Origin of the sequence: Streptococcus sp. D2 (assembly GCF_006385825.1) — a bacterium.
In the GTDB taxonomy this organism is placed as follows: Bacteria; Bacillota; Bacilli; order Lactobacillales; family Streptococcaceae; genus Streptococcus; species Streptococcus shenyangsis.
This window is the reverse complement of record NZ_VFSI01000007.1, coordinates 24976-42640: the sequence shown is the minus strand read 5'-3', so window position 1 is coordinate 42640 and position 17665 is coordinate 24976. Positions and strand designations below refer to the sequence as shown.

Below are 17665 nucleotides of genomic sequence, written 5' to 3'. Positions count from 1 at the left end.
CCTCATTTTGAGGAACAGGGCTTTTTCGTATGAGTTTAACGGTTGTCAATTTTCTCTGGATAAAGGTCGTGTTGGAAGAGGCGTTGTTCTGCCAAGCCTTCATACTTAGTTCCAGGTTTACCGTAGTTGTAGTAGGGGTCGATTGAGATGCCACCGCGTGGAGTGAATTTTCCCCAGACTTCTAAATAGCGAGGGTCTAGCAAGTTGACCAAGTCTTTCCCGATGGTGTTGATACAGTTTTCGTGGAAATCTCCGTGGTTTCGGTAGCTAAAGAGGTAGAGCTTGAGGGATTTTGACTCGACACAGAGCTTGTCAGGAATGTAGGAAATATAAATCGTCGCAAAGTCTGGTTGAGCAGTGATTGGACACAGTGAGGTAAATTCAGGACAGTTAAATTTGATGAAATAGTCATTCTCCACATGACGATTGTCAAAGGATTCCAGGACTTCTGGTTGATACTCGAAAATGTAGTTGGTTTCTTTGTTGCCTAGTAGGCTAAGGTTTTTCATTTCTTCTTGTTGTGACATGATTTTTTCTTTCTAATCTTAAACACCACGTTGGTTGTGGTAGAGGAGGGTATGGAGTTGAGGAAGGACGCGGACATTGCCCCAGCTATCGTCGGCAGCGATACGTTCCCAGAGTTCTTTGAGACGGTCCAATTGGTCTTGGACAATATTACCCGTAGCCTTGGGCTCAGGATTTCCTGCTGATAAAAAGAGAACATCTGGTTGGTAGCGTTCTTGTATTCCTCTGGCAAAGGCCAAATCTGCATCATCAAAGACAGGAATTTTAAAGGTAACCTTGTCTGGGTCCAATTGGGAAACGATAAAGTCCAAGGTCTCAAAGTTGACTTCCATCTTGGATGAAGGAGGTTTGGGACTCAGGGTGACTTGGTCGATGTCTTTCAACCAATTTTGCCAGCGAGAGCCTTGAGTTTCAACAGCCAGAGTGACACCACGTTCCTTGAGTTTGGTGACCAATTCGGCCATGTTGGCTGCTAGGATAGCAGGATTTCCCCCAGATAGGGTTACATAGTCATAGCTCCCTAATTTATCCAACTCAGCAATGACCTCGTCAGATGTCATACGAGTTGGTTTTTCAGAACCATCCCAAGTAAAGGCAGAATCGCACCAGTCGCAGTGGTAGTCGCAACCAGCAGTGCGGACAAACATGGTTTTCTGCCCGATTGCACGGCCTTCGCCTTGAAAGGTTGGGCCGAAAATTTCCAGAACTGGTAGTTTGAGGACACGTTCCCTAGTCATCTAACCACTCCCGTCTAAACTCCGCAAAGGCAGTCGGAGTCTCATAGAGGCGAACGTATTCCAAACGGAGACCACGCTCGTCTGGCAACTCTTGGTTCATGGTTTGGAAAATCCAGTAAACCATATTTTCAGCAGTCGTGTTCATATAGGGCAGGGTTTCATTGAGATAGCGATGATCCAAGTGGGGCTCTAAATAGTTCTTGTAGATGGCTTTGATATCTCCAAAATCGTAGGTCATGCCACGTTCATCTAAAAAACCACTGACAGCAATCTGCAGATGATAGGTGTGACCATGAAGGGATTTGCATTTTCCCTCATAGTGAAAGAGGTGGTGGGCAGCATCAAAGGTAAATTCTTTTGATACCAAGGTTCTGTGAGGATTGTAGACAAGAGACTCCCCAGTTTCCTGTTTGATTTCTTTGGGTGCAAAAAACATTAGTCCTCTCCTTTCTGTGAGAGATAAACATCTAGACCATGTTGACGTAGGTGGCAGGCTGGGCAATCTCCGCAACCACTTCCGATAATCCCGTTGTAGCAGGTTAAGGTCTTTTCACGAACATAGTCAAAGGCACCGAGTTGGTCGGCTAATTCCCAAGTTTCAGCCTTGTCTAGCCACATGAGAGGCGTTTGGATAACGAAGTTGTAATCCATGGCCAGGTTGAGAGTAACATTGAGAGATTTGACAAAGACATCTCGACAATCGGGGTAGCCTGAGAAGTCTGTCTCGCAGACACCTGTCACGATATCTTTAATGCCCCGTTGCTTAGCAAGGACTGCCGCAAAGGACAGAAAGAGGTGGTTGCGACCATCAACGAAGGTATTGGGAACCTCTCCCTCTTTTTGCTCAATCTCCAGATCAGAAGTCAGGGCATTTTCAGTGATTTGTCCCAGTAGAGACATATCGAGGATATGGTGATGGATACCCTGTTCCTTAGCGATTTCTCTAGCAACTTGAATTTCGAGATGATGACGCTGACCGTAGGCAAAGGTAACGGCTTCGACCGTTTCATAGTGTTCTTTAGCCCAAAAGAGGCAGGTTGTAGAATCTTGACCGCCACTAAAGACGACCAAGGCAGATTGACGTTTCATAGTACTCCTTCCAAAATGGGAAATGTTCAGAGCACGCAAAAAGCTCCCTTGAGGGAGCTAAAAAATACCAAGTAGAGGTTTTTTTTAGCGATGGCATGTCCCAAACATCGTAATATTCTACCTACAGTCTAGCATATTTTTTGAAAAAAGGCAAAGGGCAAGAAAAAAGAGACCAAAGAAAGTATTTGGTCTCTAGTGTGATTAGCTCAATTCAGCAACGATGGCCTTGATCTGTTCTGCTGTGTGTACACCAGCAACTTGTTTCACAACTTGGCCGTCTTTTTTGAAGAGAAGAGTTGGGATAGACATGATTCCAAAAGCACGAGCTGTGTTTGGATTTTCATCAACGTCCATTTTAACGATTTTCAAGACATCTTCTGAAAGTTCTTCAGACAATTTATCCAAGATTGGACCTTGCATACGACATGGACCACACCAAGTTGCCCAGAAGTCTACCAAGACCAAACCGTCTTTTGTTTCTTGTTCGAATGTTGCATCTGTAATTGCTTTTGCCATTGTATTTCTCCTTTTTTAGTTATATTGGCTTAAATCTTGTTTCATGAGATAGAAGAAGACATCTCCATAAGTCCCATGGTAGTCCAAATCATGACCGTTGTAGGTTAATTTTTGGACAGGGTAGTAGTCTGCGACGCCGATAAGGCAAGCTTGTTGTGAACGATCAAAGTCTTCATAAGACTCGAAAGTCACAGTTCTTTCGTTCTTGCTGGCATCTAGATAGGTAATTTCAATCATTTTAAAAACTCCTTTGTTTAATGATGACTTTATTTTACTCCTTGTAAAAGAGAATGTCAAGAAAAATGATTGCGCACGCAACTTTTCTTAAAAAATCATCTTAAATCAAGAAATCCAAACCAGTTTCCAAGCTTTCTTCGACAGCCTTTTGTAGTGTGGCTAGTGTTTTTTGCCCATCACTTGTCAGGCAGATAAAGCTAGAGCGTCTATCTTGATCACAACACATGCGACTAAGCAGACCGCAATTTTTAGCTTCCAAGCGAGCCACCATCCGAGAAACAGCACTCGGACTCAGATGAAGTTTATCTGGCAGGTCAATCTGGCGTAGAGATTTTTCTTGAGCCAAGTCCAGATAGTAGAGGAGGTAGAACTCTTTCAAGGTCAGACTTTGCTCGCTCTGCTGGGCAATAGTCTCTTCTAAGAGACTTTCAATTTCTTTCTGACGACGATTAAAGTCAAACCATTTTTCCAAGTAGGTCATATTTTCTCCTTTCTTTTTAGAGTTGTCAATAGAAGAAAGTCCATTAACGGACAATCTCTGCATCACAAGATGATTGCGCATGCAATAATTATACTACTTTTCAAGAAAGCTGGCAAGAAGGACGCAGGCATCTTTTATCCTAAATCAAGCCAATTTTTACAAGTCAAGAATTGTTTGTATCCCCTTTCTTCTCTAATTTTTAATGACTCTTGTGCATTTCCTTGAAATTTTCTGAAAAAAGAGTAAACTGGTATGCAGAAGTCTATTTCGTGGAGTTTAGGATGAAATTATATGTTCAATTAATGATTCTCTTTGTGATTTCTCTAATCGGAGAGGGGATTTCCAGTTTCTTTCATTTGCCTATCCCAGGCAGTATTATCGGTTTGATTATTCTTTTTCTAGCCCTGCAATTCAAGTGGTTGAGAACCAGGCATGTCAACATGGTTGGGAATTTCTTGCTGGCCAATATGACCATTCTCTTTTTGCCGCCAGCAGTGGGAATTATGGAGAAGTTTGATGTGATTGCTCCCTATCTTTTGCCAATTGTTTTGATTGTCTTTTTCGCAGCTGTTATCAATATTATCCTCATTGCTTTGGTGGTTCAGTTTATCAAGAGACGGTTTGAGGGAGATTATGAGAAAGGAGATGCCAAATGAGTGAATTTGTTTCCAATCCCCTGTTTGGGCTTGCCCTGTCTATCCTAGCTTACCTAGTGGGAATGCTGATTTACAGACGTTTTCCACATCCATTGACAACGCCCTTGCTTTTGTCAGCTGTTTTCATTATCATCTTTCTAAAGGTGACGGGTATTTCTTACCAAGATTACTACCAAGGTGGGGTTTATTTGAACAACTTGATTGTCCCATCGACCGTGGCTCTAGGGATTCCGCTTTATAAGAGTTTTCACTTGATGAAGCACCATGCTCGGAGTATTCTCTTTGGTAGTCTGCTAGCAGTAGTTGTCAATACCTCTTTCACGGCCCTTGTAGCTAAGATTTTTGGCATGGACTTTTTCCTAGCCATTTCACTCTTTCCTAAGTCAGTAACAACCGCCATGGCAGTAGGAATTACAGAAAAATTGCAAGGCTTGACGACCGTGACTTTGGTGGTTGTAGTGGCAACTGGGATTTTAACCAGTGTTATCGGCCCAACCCTTTTGAAGTGGTTGAAAATAGATGATCCAGTAGCTGTTGGTCTTTCCCTTGGAGGGACAGGCCATGCTGTCGGAACGGGAACAGCCTTTCGATACGGCTCTGTAGCAGGAGCTATGGGTGGTTTGGCTATCGGTGTTACCGGTATTCTCTATGTCTTTGTCAGCCCTATTGTAGCCAGTTTGATATTGAGTTAAATCAAAACCCAGCTGTTTAGCTGGGCATTTTTTATTGCAAATTAACCTTGTTTCTCAAGATGTGATAAGTTCCTAGATAGTAGATGGCTATAAGAATAACTTCTTCCAGAATAGTCATGATAATGCCCATCTGGAACTGATCAGCTCCTCCTGAGGTTGATGGGAAGTAAAAGCCAGGGTTAGAACGATAGAAGAGTTCAATAAAGCCAACGACAATTTGGATACCAATGTAGGCTACAATTGACAGTGCGGTACGGTATTCATTGAAAAGCTGTCCAATGGAAATAGCCAAGTAGATACAGAGGATTCCAGAAATGGTATTTAGTAGGAAGGATACCCCCATAAGAGAGAGTTGAGGAAGGTGTGTTCTTATAAATGGTATCAAGTCAGAAGTTGCAAACCAATCTGGAGCCGTTAGAGTCAGAACAATAAAAGCACTTAGAGCTAGTACAGCAGTGCTGACAATAGACCAAATAAAGGCACCGACTAATTTAGCAGTGATGATATGGTGTTCAGAAACTGGCAAGGTCAAAGTCAGATAGCCTTGTCGGTCATAGACACTTCCTTTGAATCGTTTAATAATCAAGAAGATAGTTGAAATCGCAAGTGTAATCATCAAACCACCAAAGACAGTAGCTAGAAAAACAAGTAGAACAGATAGATTTTTTTCAGGTAGTTTGATTAAGGATTGTGCTTGTATCCCGATAAGGGCAGAAAGGATGAGCACGGCAGCGTAGAGGGCTAAATACCACTTGTTAACATTTTTAAATTCGTAGCGGACTAAATTCCAAAACATAATAATCTCCTTTGCTTAGGCCTTAAATTCCTGACGGAAGAGTTGGTCAATGGATTCACCAGATTCATAGCGAATATCATCTACATTGCCTTGACGGATGACTTTTCCATCTTTGAGGAAGACAATTTCATCCAAGATTGGCTCGATATCAGAAATTAAGTGGGTAGAAATCAAAACGGTAGAAGTTGGGGAGTAGTTGTTGATAATGGTATTGAGAATATACTCACGGGCTGCTGGATCCACCCCACCAATGGGTTCGTCTAAAACGTAGAGACGAGCATCACGGCTCATAACCAAAATCAGTTGTACCTTTTCCTTGTTTCCTTTTGATAGTTTCTTGAGACGACTGTTTTCATCAATGCCTAGGTCTGCAAGTAGATGATGGGCGCGTTCAAGATTGAAATCTTTATAGAAGGTCTTGAAGTAGGTTAGGGCTTCTTTGACCTTCATTTGCTCATTGAGATAGGTCGTATCCGGCAAATAAGCCACGATAGCCTTGGTTGCTGGGCTTGGGTCCATGTCGTTGATGAGGACACGTCCTTGATCTGGTTGCAAGAGGCCATTGATTAGTTTAATCAGGGTTGTTTTCCCTGAGCCGTTTGGCCCAAGGAGACCAACAATTTTTCCAGCTGGGATGTCAAGAGAAACATTTTCAAGGGCTGGTGTTGCTCCATAAGATTTGGATACATTTTCAAATGCTAGTAATGACATAGGCTTAAACTCCTTTAATATAATCGCCGACTACGCCTGGTAGTTCTTCTTTTTCATAGCCAAAATGGGTCATGGAGGAAACGAAGTGTTCCAATTCTTCTTCTGATAATTGTTTACGCGATTGGGCGATTAGCTCCTTATCCTCAGTCACAAATCGTCCAGTTGTGCGCTTGCTGTAAACAAATCCTTCTCGTTCAAGGTCTGACAAGGCTCTTTGGATGGTGTTTGGATTGACACCTGCCTCGCTAGCTAGCTCTCGTACGGTTGGAAGTTGTTGATTGGGTTCCAGTGTATGGGAAACAATCTGAAGCTTGATTTTCTCCATAATCTGTAAATAGATGGGTTTTTTGTTGTCAAATGTCCAGGACATCTTGGTCTCCTTTCTCCTATCCTTTTGTCTTAATTAAATAATACAACAAAACAAAAAACTTGTCAAGCAAAAAGAAGAATTGTTTTGGGAATCGCTTAAAAAATGGTATAATGAAAAGAAAACGATAAGGAGGGAAAGGATGCGTTGTCCAAAATGTGGGGCTACCAAGTCAAGTGTTATCGATAGTCGCCAAGCAGAAGAAGGGAACACTATTCGTAGAAGACGTGAGTGCGATGAATGCCAGCACCGTTTTACAACCTACGAACGAGTAGAAGAAAGAACCTTAGTGGTTGTTAAAAAAGATGGCACACGGGAACAATTCTCCAGAGATAAAATCTTTAATGGAATTATCCGCTCAGCCCAGAAACGTCCTGTGTCAAGTGATGAAATCAACATGGTAGTCAATCGTATCGAACAGAAACTCCGTGGTCGAAATGAAAATGAAATTCAAAGTGAGGACATTGGTTCACTCGTCATGGAGGAGTTGGCTGAGTTGGATGAGATTACTTATGTACGTTTTGCCAGTGTCTATCGTAGTTTTAAGGATGTAAGTGAGTTAGAGAGTCTGCTCAAACAAATCACCCAGTCCTCTAAAAAGAAAAAGGAAAGATAAATGAAGCCAATTGACCGTTTTTCTTATCTAAAGAATAATCGGGTGTCGCAAGATACCTCATCTCTGGTACAGTGCTACCTCCCGATTATCGGTCAGGAGGCACTGAGCCTTTATCTTTATACCATTAGTTTTTGGGATAATGGCAGAAAGGAATATCTTTTTTCAAGTATTCTCAACCATCTCAACTTTGGGATGGATAGACTGATAAAATCCCTGAAAATTCTATCTGCTTTTAATCTCTTGACCCTCTATCAAAAGGGTGATACCTATCAGATAGTTATCCATGCTCCTCTATCTAGTCAGGACTTCTTGGAGCATCCTGTTTATCGCAGACTTTTGGAGAAGAAGATTGGTGATGCAGCTGTGGAGGATTTGAAAGTTGAGAGTGCTGAGGGAGAAGAAATACCTGTCTCACTCAATCAAGTCTTTCCAGACTTGGCAGAACTGGGAAGTCAAGAAGACCTTGGTCTCAAGAAGAAAGTGGCCAACGATTTTGACTTGGACCATTTTCGTCAGCTTATGTCTCGAGATGGGCTTCGTTTTGCGGATGAGCAGTCCGATGTCTTAAACCTCTTTGCTATTGCTGAGGAGAAGAAATGGACTTGGTTTGAAACTTATCAATTGGCCAAGTCAACAGCTGTTTCCCAGGTTATTTCAACCAAACGCATGCGTGAAAAAATTGCTCAAAAACCTGTTTCCTCTGACTTTAGTCCTAAGGAAGCAACCATTATCAAAGAAGCCAAAAGTAAAACTGCCCTGCAGTTCTTGGCAGAAATCAAGCAAACACGCAAGGGAACCATTACCCAAACAGAAAGAGACCTCTTGCAACAGATGGCTGGCTTGGGCTTGCTGGACGAAGTCATCAATATTATTCTCTTATTAACCTTTAATAAGGTGGATTCTGCAAACATCAATGAGAAATATGCCATGAAGGTGGCCAATGACTATGCCTATCAAAAAATTCATTCGGCAGAAGAGGCAGTTCTTCGGATCCGTGAGCGAGGGCAGAAAAGTCAGGCTCAAAAAAGCAGTAAACCCAGTTCTACCAAGTCCAATGTACCCAAGTGGAGTAATCCAGATTATAAGAATGAAACCAGCGAGGAAACTCGTCTGGAACTAGAACGTAAGAAACAAGAACTATTAGCTCGATTAGAAAAAGGAGGAGATTAGATGGAAAGTGTCGGAGACGTACTCAAACGTCAACCTAGCCGTTTTCATTATCAAGACTTGGTCCAGAAAATCATGAAGGACCCTGATGTTGCGGCCTTTATCCAGCAAGAATCCTTGACTCCAGAGGAATTAAATCGCAGTATCTCCAAGTTTAATCAGTACATCACCGAGCGCGACAAGTTTCTTCGTGGTGATACGGATTATATTGCCAAAGGCTACAAGCCTATTTTGGTTATGAATCATGGCTATGCGGACGTTTCTTATGAAGAAACTCCTGAACTAATCGCAGCGGAAAAAGAAGCGGCTATTAAGAATCGTCTCAAGTTAATCAATCTACCAGCCAGTCTCAAGAAAGCTAGTTTGGCTCAAGTTGATTTGGATGATTTAGGACGCTTGCCAGTTTTTGAAAAGCTATTAGCCTTCGTGGAGCAATATCCAGCTATTCGAAAAGGTCTTTACCTATATGGAGACTTTGGTGTGGGTAAAAGTTTCATGGTGGCTGCCTTAGCCCATGATTTATCAGAAAAACGTGGTGTTTCATCAACTCTCCTCCACTATCCTAGCTTTGTCATGGATGTCAAAAATGCTATCGGTGATGGTAATGTCAAGACCTTGGTGGATGAGATTAAACTGTCTGAAGTCCTGATTTTAGATGATATTGGTGCCGAGCAATCAACAGCTTGGGTGCGTGACGAAATCCTGCAGGTTATTCTCCAATATCGGATGCAGGAAAATTTACCGACCTTTTTCACCTCCAACTTCAACTTTGAAGATTTGGAGCTGCATTTCGCTAAAGGGAAGCATGGAAATGACGAAACCTGGGAAGCCAGACGCGTCATGGAACGCATCCGTTATTTGGTTGAGGAGACTCGTTTAGAAGGAGTTAACCGTCGATGACAGAAACGATTAAACTGATGAAAGCTCATAAATCTGTTCGAAGATTTAAGGATCAAGGCATTTCTCAGGAAGACTTGACTGAAATCCTGACAGCAGCCCAAATTGCCTCGTCTTGGAAGAATTTCCAATCCTACTCTGTGATTGTGGTACGAAGTCAAGAAAAGAAAGATGCCTTGTATGAATTGGTGCCTCAAGAAGCCATTCGCCAGTCAGCTGTTTTCCTTCTCTTTGTCGGAGATTTGAACCGAGCAGAAAAGGGAGCCCAGCTTCATACTGATTCATTCCAACCTCAAGGTGTAGAAGGTCTCTTGATTAGTTCGGTCGATGCAGCTCTTGCTGGTCAAAATGCCTTGCTGGCAGCTGAAAGCTTGGGCTATGGTGGTGTCATTATTGGCTTGGTGCGTTACAAGTCAGAAGAAGTAGCAGAGCTCTTTAACCTGCCTGACTACACCTATCCTGTCTTTGGGATGGCACTAGGAATACCAAATGAAGAACATGAAGTCAAACCTCGCTTGCCATTGAATCAAGTGGTGTTTGAGGAAGAATATCAGGAACAAACAGTTGATGTGATTGAGGCTTATGACCGTGTACAGGCTGACTATGCTGGGGCGCGTGCGACCACAAGCTGGAGTCAGCGCCTAGCAGAACAGTTTGGTCAAGCTGAACCAAGCTCAACTAGAAAAAATCTTGAACAGAAGAAGTTATTGTAGAAAGTGAGAAATTATGGCCCTACCAACTATTGCCATTGTAGGACGTCCCAATGTTGGGAAATCAACCCTATTTAATCGGATCGCTGGTGAGCGAATCTCCATTGTAGAAGATGTCGAAGGAGTGACACGTGACCGTATCTATGCGACGGGTGAGTGGCTCAATCGCTCTTTTAGCATGATTGATACAGGAGGAATCGATGATGTCGATGCTCCTTTCATGGAACAAATCAAGCACCAGGCAGAAATTGCCATGGAAGAAGCCGATGTTATCGTCTTTGTCGTGTCCGGTAAGGAAGGAATTACCGATGCAGACGAATACGTAGCTCGTAAGCTTTATAAGACCCACAAACCAGTTATCCTCGCGGTTAACAAGGTGGACAACCCTGAGATGCGAAATGATATCTATGATTTTTATGCCCTCGGTTTGGGCGAACCACTGCCTATCTCATCTGTTCATGGTATCGGTACAGGAGATGTGCTAGATGCCATCGTAGAAAATCTTCCAAATGAATATGAAGAAGAAAATCCAGATGTGATTAAGTTTAGCTTGATTGGTCGTCCCAACGTCGGAAAATCAAGCTTGATTAACGCTATCTTGGGGGAAGACCGTGTCATTGCTAGTCCTGTTGCTGGAACAACGCGTGACGCCATTGATACCCACTTTACAGATACAGATGGTCAAGAGTTTACCATGATTGATACGGCTGGTATGCGTAAGTCTGGTAAGGTTTATGAAAATACCGAGAAATACTCTGTCATGCGTGCCATGCGTGCTATTGACCGTTCAGATGTGGTCTTAATGGTCATCAATGCGGAAGAGGGTATTCGTGAATACGACAAGCGTATCGCAGGATTTGCCCATGAAGCTGGTAAAGGGATGATTATCGTAGTCAACAAGTGGGATACGCTTGAAAAAGACAACCACACTATGAAAAACTGGGAAGAAGATATTCGTGAGCAGTTCCAATACCTGCCTTACGCACCGATTATCTTTGTATCAGCTTTGACCAAGCAACGTCTCCACAAACTTCCTGAGATGATTAAGCAAATCAGTGAAAGTCAAAATACACGTATTCCATCAGCTGTCTTGAACGATGTTATTATGGATGCCATTGCCATCAATCCAACACCGACAGACAAAGGAAAACGTCTTAAGATTTTCTATGCGACCCAAGTGGCAACAAAACCACCAACCTTTGTCATCTTTGTCAATGAAGAAGAACTTATGCACTTTTCTTACCTACGTTTCTTGGAAAATCAAATTCGCAAGGCCTTTGTCTTTGAAGGAACACCGATTCATCTCATCGCAAGAAAACGTAAATAAAAAAGTAGAATCTGGAATGACATTTCCAGATTTTTTTGATAGAATGAAGTTGAAGAAAACGCTATCAAATAGAGAGGGGGCCGGTGATGAAACATTTGTTTAAATTGATAATCTTATTTCCCTGGTTTTACTTTTTCAGCTGGATTGAAAAGGCCGATAGAGATAGTAAATTTTTCCCAATTTTTTACTATTTTTACTGGTTTTACATCCCCCTCTATGCTCTTTTTAGCCTTGCTTGGACAGTTATTTCAGTTCTGTTTTTCAATATCGTCATGAGAAATTTGACAGATATCAAGTTATGGGGCATTTGGTTTCTTTTTATTCTGCTAGCTATTGGTCTGAATAGGTTAACTTATTTCTGTTTCAAAAAAATGCTTCGCTTGAGGCGAGAACTCGGGAAGTCTAAAGCGGGGAGAATTGATTTATATTGGTAATAACATTTAATAGAACGAAACTAAAGAAAACAATTTTAAAGAGGAGGTGTCGATGATGAAACTGTCGTTTAATTGGTTTAATTTGATACTCTTATTTCCTTGTTTATATTTTTTCTATTGGATAGACAATGCTGACAGAAACAGTAAAATTTTCCCCATCTTCTACTATTTTTACTGGATTTATATTTCCCTTTTAGCTCTGTTTAGCTTGGATATGACAATTTTTTCATTCTTATTTTTCCCTTTTGTTCTAAATCATGAATCAGATGCTAGTGCTTGGGGTGTTTGGTTGCTTTTGATAGTCTTATCTCTAGGTAGTGACTGGTTAGACTATATCTGTTTCAAAAACATGTTTCGCTTGAGACGGGAACTAGGGAAGTCTAACGGTGGAAGGCATTGATTTATACTCTTCGAAAATCTCTTTAAACCACGTCAACGTCGTCTTGGATTATATATGTAACTGACTTCGTCAGTTCTATCTGCAACCTCAAAACTGTGTTTTGAGCAACCTACGGCTAGTTTCCTAGTTTGCTCTTTGATTTTAATTTAGTATTATATTACTTTCTATTTGTAGGAGGTGGCTTATGGAACATCTAAAATCATTTATTACACGCTATTCCAAGGTCTATATTGGTTTAGTTCTGCTGATCTGGCTGGCTTTCTTCTTTGTTCCTTGGGATAAACCAGTTCTGGGAATATCTATCAATCTCTTAATCATGCAGAAAGTTTTACTAGTTTTTGGAATTCTGTCGATTTTGATGGCTTTGCTGTCCAAGAAAGTCAGTCTTTTTGTTTTTGGACTCATCTGCTGTCTTTCTCTTTGGATTAATCTATTTATCCTATTTGCTCTTTTGCCGATTTTTGGCAATTAAAGTATCATAAAAGTCAGAGAGGTTAGCTTGGAAACTAGCCTCTTTTTCCTTTTCAAAATGGGGATTCTTCCTTGAAAATAATCAGTAATTGTGCTAAAATTAAAAGAACATTCTAAAATATTCGGAATTTAAAGTAAGGAAAAACATGGCTAATATTTTAAAAACAATTATCGAAAATGATAAAGGAGAAATCCGTCGTCTGGAAAAGATGGCTGACAAGGTTTTCAAATACGAAGACCAAATGGCTGCTTTGACTGATGACCAACTAAAAGCAAAAACAGTTGAATTTAAAGAACGTTATCAAAATGGAGAATCACTGGATTCATTGCTTTATGAAGCATTTGCGGTTGTCCGTGAGGGTGCCAAACGTGTCCTAGGTCTATTCCCTTATAAGGTTCAGGTCATGGGGGGAATCGTTCTTCACCATGGTGACGTGCCAGAGATGCGTACAGGGGAAGGGAAAACCTTGACTGCGACCATGCCCGTATACCTCAACGCCCTTTCAGGTAAAGGGGTTCACGTAGTTACGGTCAATGAATACCTGTCAGAACGTGACGCGACTGAGATGGGTGAATTGTACTCATGGCTTGGTTTGTCAGTAGGGATTAACTTGGCTGCTAAATCTCCAATGGAGAAAAAAGAAGCCTATGAGTGTGACATTACCTACTCAACTAACTCAGAAATCGGATTTGACTACCTTCGTGATAACATGGTCGTTCGCGCTGAAAACATGGTACAACGTCCGCTTAACTATGCCTTGGTCGATGAGGTTGACTCAATCTTGATTGACGAGGCCCGTACACCTTTGATCGTATCAGGTGCTAACGCAGTTGAAACCAGTCAGCTTTACCACATGGCAGACCACTATGTAAAATCTTTGGACAAAGACGACTACATCATCGATGTGCAGTCTAAGACTATTGGTTTGTCTGATTCAGGGATTGACAAGGCTGAAAGCTACTTCAAACTTGAAAATCTCTATGATATCGAAAACGTAGCTCTGACTCACTTTATCGATAACGCCCTTCGTGCCAACTACATCATGCTTCTCGATATTGACTATGTGGTGAGCGAAGAGCAAGAAATTTTGATCGTCGACCAATTTACAGGTCGTACCATGGAAGGTCGTCGTTATTCTGATGGATTGCACCAAGCCATTGAAGCTAAAGAAGGTGTGCCAATTCAGGATGAAACCAAGACATCTGCCTCAATCACTTACCAAAACCTTTTCCGTATGTACAAGAAATTGTCTGGTATGACGGGTACAGGTAAGACTGAGGAAGAAGAATTCCGAGAAATTTACAACATTCGTGTTATTCCAATCCCAACAAACCGTCCTGTTCAACGTATTGACCATCCAGACCTACTTTTTGCTAGCATTGAAGCTAAGTTTAAAGCGGTTGTTGAAGACGTTAAGGCTCGTTACCAAAAAGGTCAGCCTGTCTTGGTTGGTACAGTAGCGGTTGAAACTAGTGATTACATTTCTAAGAAATTGGTCGAGGCTGGTGTTCCTCACGAAGTCTTGAATGCCAAGAACCACTATAAAGAAGCCCAAATCATTATGAATGCTGGTCAACGTGGTGCTGTTACTATTGCGACTAACATGGCCGGTCGTGGTACCGACATCAAGCTTGGTGAAGGAGTTCGTGAACTTGGAGGACTTTGCGTTATTGGTACAGAGCGTCATGAAAGCCGTCGTATCGATAACCAGCTTCGTGGACGTTCAGGTCGTCAAGGAGATCCAGGTGAGTCACAATTCTACCTATCTCTTGAAGATGACTTGATGAAACGTTTTGGTTCTGAACGCTTGAAGGGAATTTTTGAACGTCTCAACATGTCTGAAGAGGCCATTGAGTCTCGCATGTTGACGCGTCAGGTTGAAGCAGCACAAAAACGTGTCGAAGGAAATAACTACGATACCCGTAAACAAGTCCTTCAATACGATGATGTCATGCGTGAACAACGTGAGATTATCTATGCTCAACGTTACGACGTTATCACTGCAGATCGTGACTTGGCACCTGAAATTCACTCTATGATCAAACGCACGATTGGTCGTGTCGTCGATGGTCATGCGCGTGCCAAACAAGATGAAAAACTAGAGGCAATTTTGAACTTTGCTAAGTACAACTTGCTTCCTGAAGATTCTATTTCTGTTGAAGACTTGTCAGGCTTGTCTGATAAGGCTATTAAGGAAGAACTCTTCCAACGTGCCTTGCAAGTTTACGATAGTCAGGTTTCAAAACTACGCGATGAAGAAGCAGTTAAAGAATTCCAAAAAGTCTTGATTCTACGAGTGGTGGATAACAAGTGGACAGATCATATCGATGCCCTTGATCAATTGCGTAACGCGGTTGGACTTCGTGGCTATGCTCAGAACAACCCTGTTGTTGAGTATCAGGCAGAAGGTTTCCGTATGTTTAATGACATGATTGGTTCGATTGAGTTTGATGTGACACGCTTGATGATGAAAGCCCAAATTCATGAACAAGAAAGACCACAAGCAGAACACCATATCATCAGTACAACAGCGACTCGTAATATCGCTGCCCACCAAGCAAATATGCCAGAAGATTTGGATTTGAGCCAGATTGGACGGAATGAACTTTGCCCATGTGGTTCTGGTAAGAAGTTTAAAAACTGTCACGGAAAAAGACAATAAAATGAGATAGTTTAGAGGCGGATACCTTGTGAAAAGTAAATTTTTACCTGGTATCCGTTTGCTTTATAAGGAGATGAGTTATGGTATTTACAGCAAAAAGTCCTAAAATTAATATTGAAGAAGTTCGTGCCTTATCAAAATTAGAAGGCCAAGCTTTGGAGAGAAAATCACAGCGCGATCAAGAGCTAGAAGCCATTATACGTGGAGAAGACCAACGAATTCTCTTGGTAATCGGACCATGCTCATCTGACAATGAAGAAGCTGTTCTTGAGTACGCTAAGCGTTTGGCAGTCCTACAAGAAGAAGTAGCAGACCGTATCTTTATGGTTATGCGTGTTTATACTGCCAAACCTCGTACCAACGGAGATGGCTATAAGGGATTAATTCACCAGCCTAACACGGCAGAAGCGCCTAGTCTTATCAACGGAATCAAAGCTGTTCGCCATCTTCACTATCGTGTCATCACGGAAACAGGTATGACGACAGCTGATGAAATGCTTTATCCTGAAAATCTTCCTCTTGTGGATGATCTGATTTCTTACATGGCGGTTGGTGCCCGTTCGGTTGAAGACCAGCAACACCGCTTTGTGGCAAGTGGGGCAGATTTTGCGACTGGGTTTAAAAATCCAACATCTGGAAATCTCAATGTTATGTTTAATGGGATTTATGCTGCTCAAAACAAACAAAGTTTCCTTTTTCTAGGAAAAGAAGTGGAAACAACTGGGAATCCGCTTTCGCACGCCATTCTTCGTGGAGCAATCAATGAGTATGGTAAGAATATTCCCAACTACTACTATGATAATTTGATGGATACCATTGCCCAGTATGAGAAAATGGGCTTGGAAAATCCCTTTATCATTGTAGACACCAATCATGACAATTCTGGCAAGCAATACATGGACCAGATTCGAATTGTCCGCCAGACCTTAATTAATCGTGATTGGAATGAAAAAATCAAGCAGTACGTTCGTGGCTTTATGATTGAGTCTTATCTAGAAGATGGTCGTCAAAACGAACCAGAAGTATTTGGCAAGTCTATCACAGATCCTTGTCTGGGCTGGGAAAATACGGAAGCCCTTGTCAGAGAAATCTATCAAACGCTAGGAGAATAAGATGGCATTTATTGAAAAAGGTCAAGAAATTGATATTGAAGCAATCAAGGCAGAAACCCAATTGTCTGCGGAAGCCTTGCGACTAAAAGAGCGCCGTGATAGAGAATTGGCAGACATTATTTCAGGAGAAGATGACAGAATTCTTTTGGTGATTGGTCCTTGCTCTTCTGACAATGAAGAGGCTGTCTTGGAATATGCCCGCCGTTTATCTGCCTTGCAAAAGAAGGTGGCGGACAAGATTTTCATGGTTATGCGTGTTTATACAGCTAAACCTCGTACTAACGGAGACGGCTATAAAGGTTTAGTTCACCAACCAGATACTTCTAAGGCTCCAAGCTTGATTAACGGCTTGCAGGCTGTGCGCCAGTTGCACTACCGCGTGATTACAGAGACTGGTTTGACAACGGCAGACGAGATGCTTTATCCGTCAAATTTGGTCTTGGTAGATGATTTGGTCAGCTACCATGCTGTTGGGGCTCGTTCTGTGGAAGACCAAGAGCACCGCTTTGTGGCCTCAGGAATTGATGCACCAGTCGGAATGAAAAATCCAACCTCTGGAAATTTGGGTGTCATGTTTAATGGCATCTATGCCGCTCAAAATAAACAGACCTTCCTTTTCCATGGGCAAGAAGTTGAGACTTCAGGAAATCCCTTGGCCCATGTCATCCTTCGTGGGGCAGTTAATGAATATGGGAAAAATGAGCCTAACTTTTACTATGAAACTTTGCTAAATGCCATTGAACGTTATGAGACCATGGGACTTGAAAATCCTTTTATCCTCATTGATACCAACCATGATAACTCAGGCAAGCAATATATGGAACAGATTCGAATTGTTCGTCAGACCTTGCAAAATCGTGATTGGAACGAGAAAATCAAAAAGATAGTTCGAGGCTTTATGATTGAATCTTACCTAGCAGATGGTCGTCAAAACCAACCAGAGGTCTTTGGTTGCTCTATTACCGACCCTTGCCTAGGTTGGGAAAATACAGAGGCTTTGGTAGAAGAGATTTATGCTACCTTGACAAAATAAGTGAAAAGGATGGAGTTGGGGGAATCTC

The 17665-nt window shown here is 41.9% G+C and carries 23 protein-coding genes; 13 read left to right on the top strand and 10 right to left on the bottom strand.

Going from position 1 to position 17665, the window contains the following annotated elements; translation table 11 throughout:
• Positions 1-35: 35 nt before the first annotated feature.
• The 7 genes from queF to FJR73_RS05405 form a co-directional block, all read right to left on the bottom strand.
• Complete coding sequence (queF, locus tag FJR73_RS05435; protein WP_000082587.1) at positions 36-527, bottom strand: preQ(1) synthase; 492 nt, start codon at positions 525-527, stop codon at positions 36-38.
• An 18-nt stretch (positions 528-545) separates the two neighbouring features.
• The gene (gene queE, locus FJR73_RS05430) at positions 546-1262 is read right to left on the bottom strand and encodes a 7-carboxy-7-deazaguanine synthase QueE (RefSeq protein ID WP_140833786.1); all 717 of its coding nucleotides are present in this window, start codon (positions 1260-1262) and stop codon (positions 546-548) included.
• Complete coding sequence (gene queD / locus FJR73_RS05425; RefSeq protein ID WP_000464573.1) at positions 1255-1698, bottom strand: 6-carboxytetrahydropterin synthase QueD; 444 nt, start codon at positions 1696-1698, stop codon at positions 1255-1257. Before queD ends, queE begins: the two co-directional genes overlap by 8 nt.
• Positions 1698-2351 (bottom strand): 7-cyano-7-deazaguanine synthase QueC, encoded by a 654-nt coding sequence (gene queC / locus FJR73_RS05420; RefSeq protein WP_033679805.1) that lies wholly within the window; start codon positions 2349-2351, stop codon positions 1698-1700. Before queC ends, queD begins: the two co-directional genes overlap by 1 nt.
• A gap of 201 nt (positions 2352-2552) precedes the next feature.
• Positions 2553-2867 carry a thioredoxin gene (gene trxA / locus FJR73_RS05415; protein WP_001029581.1) on the bottom strand — a complete coding sequence of 105 codons (315 nt, stop codon included), beginning with the start codon at positions 2865-2867 and terminating at the stop codon, positions 2553-2555.
• 15 nt (positions 2868-2882) lie between these two features.
• The gene (locus FJR73_RS05410; RefSeq protein WP_000570256.1) at positions 2883-3104 is read right to left on the bottom strand and encodes a DUF4649 family protein; all 222 of its coding nucleotides are present in this window, start codon (positions 3102-3104) and stop codon (positions 2883-2885) included.
• Between the two features lie 100 nt (positions 3105-3204).
• Positions 3205-3585 carry a MarR family winged helix-turn-helix transcriptional regulator gene (locus tag FJR73_RS05405; protein WP_042750621.1) on the bottom strand — a complete coding sequence of 127 codons (381 nt, stop codon included), beginning with the start codon at positions 3583-3585 and terminating at the stop codon, positions 3205-3207.
• Positions 3586-3866: 281 nt separating this feature from the next.
• Between FJR73_RS05405 and FJR73_RS05400 the strand changes: the two genes are divergently transcribed.
• On the top strand, positions 3867-4241 hold the full coding sequence (locus FJR73_RS05400) for a CidA/LrgA family protein (RefSeq protein ID WP_000781325.1): 375 nt from the start codon (positions 3867-3869) through the stop codon (positions 4239-4241).
• A complete protein-coding gene (locus FJR73_RS05395; protein WP_001288952.1) occupies positions 4238-4933 on the top strand; it encodes an LrgB family protein in 696 nt (231 codons plus the stop codon). Before FJR73_RS05400 ends, FJR73_RS05395 begins: the two co-directional genes overlap by 4 nt.
• A 31-nt stretch (positions 4934-4964) precedes the next feature.
• Here FJR73_RS05395 and FJR73_RS05390 read toward each other — a convergent pair whose 3' ends face one another.
• Genes FJR73_RS05390 through FJR73_RS05380 form a run of 3 tightly spaced genes read right to left on the bottom strand, consistent with a single transcriptional unit; the run spans position 4965 to position 6810 of the window.
• Positions 4965-5729, bottom strand: coding sequence for a hypothetical protein (locus FJR73_RS05390; protein WP_140833784.1), 765 nt, complete (start codon positions 5727-5729; stop codon positions 4965-4967).
• A gap of 15 nt (positions 5730-5744) precedes the next feature.
• Positions 5745-6440: an ABC transporter ATP-binding protein gene (locus FJR73_RS05385; RefSeq protein ID WP_140833782.1), complete on the bottom strand. Its 696-nt coding sequence runs from the start codon at positions 6438-6440 to the stop codon at positions 5745-5747.
• A gap of 4 nt (positions 6441-6444) precedes the next feature.
• A complete protein-coding gene (locus FJR73_RS05380) occupies positions 6445-6810 on the bottom strand; it encodes a GntR family transcriptional regulator (RefSeq protein ID WP_000119149.1) in 366 nt (121 codons plus the stop codon).
• Positions 6811-6949: 139 nt separating this feature from the next.
• On the opposite strand from FJR73_RS05380, the gene nrdR reads away from it, so the two are divergent.
• The 11 genes from nrdR (at position 6950) to FJR73_RS05325 (ending at position 17637) form a co-directional block, all read left to right on the top strand.
• Positions 6950-7423 (top strand): transcriptional regulator NrdR, encoded by a 474-nt coding sequence (gene nrdR, locus FJR73_RS05375; RefSeq protein ID WP_140833780.1) that lies wholly within the window; start codon positions 6950-6952, stop codon positions 7421-7423.
• Positions 7424-8593 carry a replication initiation and membrane attachment family protein gene (locus FJR73_RS05370; protein ID WP_140833778.1) on the top strand — a complete coding sequence of 390 codons (1170 nt, stop codon included), beginning with the start codon at positions 7424-7426 and terminating at the stop codon, positions 8591-8593.
• Positions 8594-9490: a primosomal protein DnaI gene (gene dnaI / locus FJR73_RS05365; RefSeq protein ID WP_140833776.1), complete on the top strand. Its 897-nt coding sequence runs from the start codon at positions 8594-8596 to the stop codon at positions 9488-9490.
• The gene (locus FJR73_RS05360) at positions 9487-10200 is read left to right on the top strand and encodes an NADPH-dependent oxidoreductase (protein ID WP_140833773.1); all 714 of its coding nucleotides are present in this window, start codon (positions 9487-9489) and stop codon (positions 10198-10200) included. The genes dnaI and FJR73_RS05360 overlap by 4 nt, the downstream gene beginning before the upstream one ends.
• A 13-nt stretch (positions 10201-10213) precedes the next feature.
• Positions 10214-11524, top strand: coding sequence for a ribosome biogenesis GTPase Der (gene der, locus FJR73_RS05355; protein WP_001207696.1), 1311 nt, complete (start codon positions 10214-10216; stop codon positions 11522-11524).
• An 86-nt stretch (positions 11525-11610) separates the two neighbouring features.
• Positions 11611-11958 carry a hypothetical protein gene (locus FJR73_RS10390; RefSeq protein WP_140833771.1) on the top strand — a complete coding sequence of 116 codons (348 nt, stop codon included), beginning with the start codon at positions 11611-11613 and terminating at the stop codon, positions 11956-11958.
• Between the two features lie 52 nt (positions 11959-12010).
• Positions 12011-12358 (top strand): hypothetical protein, encoded by a 348-nt coding sequence (locus FJR73_RS10385; protein ID WP_140833768.1) that lies wholly within the window; start codon positions 12011-12013, stop codon positions 12356-12358.
• Positions 12359-12542: 184 nt separating this feature from the next.
• Positions 12543-12830, top strand: a complete 288-nt coding sequence (locus tag FJR73_RS05340) for a hypothetical protein (protein WP_061087687.1) — start codon at positions 12543-12545, stop codon at positions 12828-12830.
• Between the two features lie 145 nt (positions 12831-12975).
• Positions 12976-15492 carry a preprotein translocase subunit SecA gene (gene secA / locus FJR73_RS05335; protein ID WP_140833766.1) on the top strand — a complete coding sequence of 839 codons (2517 nt, stop codon included), beginning with the start codon at positions 12976-12978 and terminating at the stop codon, positions 15490-15492.
• 80 nt (positions 15493-15572) lie between these two features.
• Complete coding sequence (locus tag FJR73_RS05330) at positions 15573-16604, top strand: 3-deoxy-7-phosphoheptulonate synthase (protein ID WP_049538788.1); 1032 nt, start codon at positions 15573-15575, stop codon at positions 16602-16604.
• Position 16605: 1 nt separating this feature from the next.
• A complete protein-coding gene (locus FJR73_RS05325; protein WP_140833763.1) occupies positions 16606-17637 on the top strand; it encodes a 3-deoxy-7-phosphoheptulonate synthase in 1032 nt (343 codons plus the stop codon).
• Positions 17638-17665: the final 28 nt, after the last annotated feature.